This window comes from Xanthomonas sp. SHU 308, from assembly GCF_000364645.1.
Taxonomy (GTDB): domain Bacteria; phylum Pseudomonadota; class Gammaproteobacteria; order Xanthomonadales; family Xanthomonadaceae; genus Xanthomonas_A; species Xanthomonas_A sontii.
The window spans coordinates 1-4,267 of sequence record NZ_AQOK01000215.1 but is presented as its reverse complement, the minus strand read 5'-3'; the positions used below and the strand labels follow the sequence as shown (position 1 = coordinate 4,267).

General features: G+C 68.7%; 3 protein-coding genes. All 3 read left to right on the top strand.

The window, feature by feature from the left end; all coding sequences use genetic code 11:
- The first annotated feature begins 40 nt into the window (after positions 1-40).
- The 3 genes from D588_RS0108140 to greA are packed head-to-tail and all read left to right on the top strand — an operon-like array spanning position 41 to position 4,149.
- On the top strand, positions 41-424 hold the full coding sequence (locus tag D588_RS0108140; protein ID WP_017915612.1) for a hypothetical protein: 384 nt from the start codon (positions 41-43) through the stop codon (positions 422-424).
- Positions 425-433: 9 nt separating this feature from the next.
- The gene (gene carB, locus D588_RS0108135) at positions 434-3,676 is read left to right on the top strand and encodes a carbamoyl-phosphate synthase large subunit (RefSeq protein ID WP_017915611.1); all 3,243 of its coding nucleotides are present in this window, start codon (positions 434-436) and stop codon (positions 3,674-3,676) included.
- An 8-nt stretch (positions 3,677-3,684) separates the two neighbouring features.
- Positions 3,685-4,149: a transcription elongation factor GreA gene (gene greA / locus D588_RS0108130; RefSeq protein WP_026143501.1), complete on the top strand. Its 465-nt coding sequence runs from the start codon at positions 3,685-3,687 to the stop codon at positions 4,147-4,149.
- The last annotated feature ends 118 nt before the right edge of the window (positions 4,150-4,267 follow it).

The following is a 4,267-nucleotide window of genomic DNA, read 5'->3' as shown; positions in this document are numbered from 1 at the left end:
GCCGTCGCCGCCCCGCCGCTGGCGGTGGCCGGCCACGGCGTTGCTGGTGCTCGCCGCGTATCCGGCCTTCGTGCTGGGCGCGGTGTATCCGCAGTGGCTCAGCGCCGGCTTGCCGGGCGGACGCGACGGCCCGGCCGATGCGTACCGCCACAGCCTGGCCAGCGCCGTGGTCGCCTACACCCTGTCGCCGCGCTGCGTGGACTGGGTCACGGCGGTCATGGAGCGCGACGGCCACGGCAACGCCAGCCGGGCGATGGACGCCCACAACAACCGGATCGGCGCGCGCATCGGCGCCACCGCCAGCAGTTGGGCCGCGATGCAGCGCGAGGTTCGCGCCGCGGTCGACCATGGCGCGATCGATGCGCGTTCGCCCGATCAGATCACCTGGCGCGCCCCCGCGGCGTGGCAGGACCGCCTCTACTGAGAATCCCCCATGCCCAAGCGCACCGACCTCCAAACCATCCTCATCATCGGCGCCGGCCCGATCGTCATCGGCCAGGCCTGCGAGTTCGACTACTCCGGCGCGCAGGCGTGCAAGGCGCTGCGCGACGAGGGCTACCGCGTGGTGCTGGTCAACAGCAACCCGGCCACGATCATGACCGACCCGAACATGGCCGACGCCGTGTACATCGAGCCGATCAACTGGCAGACGGTCGAGAAGATCATCGCCAAGGAAAAGCCCGACGCGCTGCTGCCGACGATGGGCGGGCAGACCGCGCTGAACTGCGCGCTGGACCTGGCCGACCACGGCGTGCTGGAGAAGTACGGCGTCGAGCTGATCGGTGCCAAGCGCGAGGCCATCCGCATGGCCGAGGACCGCGAGCTGTTCCGCGTGGCGATGGGCGAGATCGGCCTGGAGTGCCCGAAGGCGGCAGTGGCGCACACGCTGGAGGAGGCGCTGGAGATCCAGGCCACGGTCGGCTACCCGACCATCATCCGCCCCAGCTTCACCCTCGGCGGCAGCGGCGGCGGCATCGCCTACAACCGCGAGGAACTGATCGAGATCGTCGGCCGCGGCCTGGAACTGTCGCCGACCAGCGAGGTGCTGGTCGAGGAGTCGGTGCTGGGCTGGAAGGAGTTCGAGATGGAAGTGGTCCGCGACACCGCGGACAACTGCATCATCGTCTGCTCGATCGAGAACCTGGACCCGATGGGCGTGCACACAGGCGACTCGATCACCGTGGCCCCGGCGCAGACCCTGACCGACAAGGAATACCAGCGCCTGCGCGACGCCTCCATCGCGGTGCTGCGCAAGATCGGCGTGGACACTGGCGGTTCCAACGTGCAGTTCGGCATCAACGCGCAGACCGGCCGCGTGGTGGTGATCGAGATGAACCCGCGCGTGTCGCGCTCCTCGGCGCTGGCCTCCAAGGCCACCGGCTTCCCGATCGCCAAGGTCGCGGCCAAGCTGGCGGTCGGCTACACCCTGGACGAACTGAAGAACGAGATCACCGGCGGGCTGACCCCGGCCTCGTTCGAGCCGTCGATCGACTACGTGGTCACCAAGATTCCGCGCTTCGCCTTCGAGAAGTTCCCGCAGGCCGATGCGCGCCTGACCACGCAGATGAAGTCGGTGGGCGAGGTGATGGCGATGGGCCGTACCTTCTCCGAGTCGCTGCAGAAGGCGCTGCGCGGCCTGGAGACCGGCAAGATCGGGCTGGACCCGACTGGGCTGGACCTGAGCAGCGAGGACGACCTGGCCACGCTCAAGCGCGAGCTGAAGGCGCCCGGTCCGGAGCGCCTGTTCTACGTCGCCGACGCCTTCCGCGCCGGCATGAGCGTGGAGCAGGTGCACGCGCTGTCGTTCATCGATCCCTGGTTCCTGGACCAGATGGAAGACCTGATCGCGCAGGAAGCGCAGCTGGCCGCCGACGGCCTCGGCGCGCTGGACGCCAAGCGCCTGCGCACGCTCAAGCGCGCCGGCTTTTCCGATGCGCGTCTGGCCGAGCTGTGTGGCACCAACGAGGCGGCGGTGCGCGCGCTGCGCCGCGCCCATAAGGTGCGCCCGGTGTACAAGCGGGTGGACTCGTGCGCGGCGGAATTCGCCACCAGCACCGCCTACCTGTACTCGACCTACGAGGACGAGTGCGAGGCCGCGCCCAGCAATCGCGACAAGATCATGATCCTCGGCGGCGGCCCCAACCGCATCGGCCAGGGCATCGAGTTCGACTACTGCTGCGTGCACGCGGCGCTGGCGCTGCGCGAGGACGGCTACGAGACCATCATGGTCAACTGCAATCCGGAGACCGTGTCCACCGACTACGACACCTCCGATCGCCTGTACTTCGAACCGCTGACCCTGGAAGACGTGCTGGAGATCGTCGAGCTGGAGCAGCCGAAGGGCGTGATCGTGCAGTACGGCGGGCAGACCCCGCTGAAGCTGGCGCGCGCGCTGGAGGCCAACGGCGTGCCGGTGATCGGCACCTCTCCGGACTCGATCGACCTGGCCGAGGACCGCGAGCGCTTCCAGCAGCTGGTCGACAAGCTGGGCCTGAAGCAGCCGCCGAACCGCATCGCCCGCAACGCCGACGAGGCGCTGGTGCTGGCGCGCGAGATCGGCTATCCGCTGGTGGTGCGCCCGAGCTACGTGCTCGGCGGCCGCGCCATGGAAATCGTCTACGGCGAATCCGACCTGGCGCGCTACGTGCGCGACGCGGTCAAGGTCTCCAACGATTCGCCGGTGCTGCTGGATCGCTTCCTCGACAACGCGGTGGAAGTGGACGTGGACATCATCGCCGACCACAGCGGCCAGGTGCTGATCGGCGGCGTCATGGAGCACATCGAGGAAGCCGGCGTGCATTCGGGCGATTCGTCCTGCTCGCTGCCGCCGTACTCGCTGTCGCCGGCCACCCAGACTGAGCTGCGCCGCCAGGTGGTCGAACTGGCCAAGGCGTTGAACGTGGTCGGGCTGATGAACACGCAGTTCGCGGTGCAGGTCAACGATGCCGGCGACGACATCGTCTACCTGCTGGAAGTGAATCCGCGCGCCTCGCGTACCGTGCCGTTCGTGTCCAAGGCGATTGGCGTGCCGCTGGCCAAGATCGCCGCGCGCTGCATGGCCGGCAAGACCCTGGCCGAGCAGGGCGCGCTGAAGGAGATCGTGCCTGACTACTACTCGGTGAAGGAGGCGATCTTCCCGTTCGCCAAGTTCCAGGGGGTCGATCCGATCCTCGGCCCGGAGATGCGTTCCACCGGCGAGGTGATGGGCGTGGGCCGCAGCTTCGGCGCGGCGTTCGCGCGTGCGCAGGAAGCCGGCGGCATCAAGGCGCCGCCGCTGGGCAAGGCCTTCGTGTCGGTGCGCGATCCGGACAAGCAGCGCGTGCTGCCGGTGGCGCAGGCGCTGGTCGAGCGCGGCTACACCCTGGTCGCCACCCGCGGCACCTGCGCCTGGCTGCAGCAGCACGGCCTGCAGTGCGAGCAGGTGAACAAGGTCGCCGAGGGCCGCCCGCACATCGTCGATCTGATCAAGAACGGCGAAATCGTGTATATCGTCAACACCACCGAGGGCCGGGCGGCGATCTCCGACTCGTTCTCGATCCGTCGCGAAGCCCTGCAGCATCGCGTCACTTATTCGACCACGGTCGCCGGCGCGCGTGCGCTGGTGCATTCACTGGAATTCCGCGGCACCGGTCCGGTCTGGGCGCTGCAGGAACTGCACAAGGAGCTGGAAGCGTGAGAGCCCCGATCACCATGCAAGGCGCGCAGCGGTTGCGCGAGGAACTGGATCACCTGAAGTCGGTCAAGCGTCCCGAGGTCATCACCGCGATCGCCGAGGCGCGCGCGCACGGCGACCTCAAGGAGAACGCCGAGTACCACGCCGCGCGCGAGCAGCAGGGCTTCATCGAAGGCCGCATCAAGCAGCTGGAGAGCGAGCTGTCGCACGCCGAGGTCATCGACGTCAGCAAGCTGGCGGTCGGCAGCAAGGTGGTGTTCGGCGCCACCGTGACCCTGGCCGATGTGGAGACCGACGAAGAGAAGCGCTACCAGCTGGTCGGCGACCTCGAAGCGGACATCAAGCTGGGCCTGATCGCGATTTCCTCGCCGCTGGCGCGTGCGCTGATCGGCAAGATGGAAGGCGACAGCGTCAGCATCGATGCCCCGGCCGGACGCCGCGAGTACGAGATCGTCAGCGTCGCCTACGTCGGCTGATCCGATGGCGGTCGCCACCTTGCTGTTGCCGGAGCGGGTCCGCCTGGCCGGCGCCGTGCTGGCCGGCGAGGTGGCGCGCGCGTTCGGCCGCGCCGACCGCACGCAGGCCGTGCCCGGC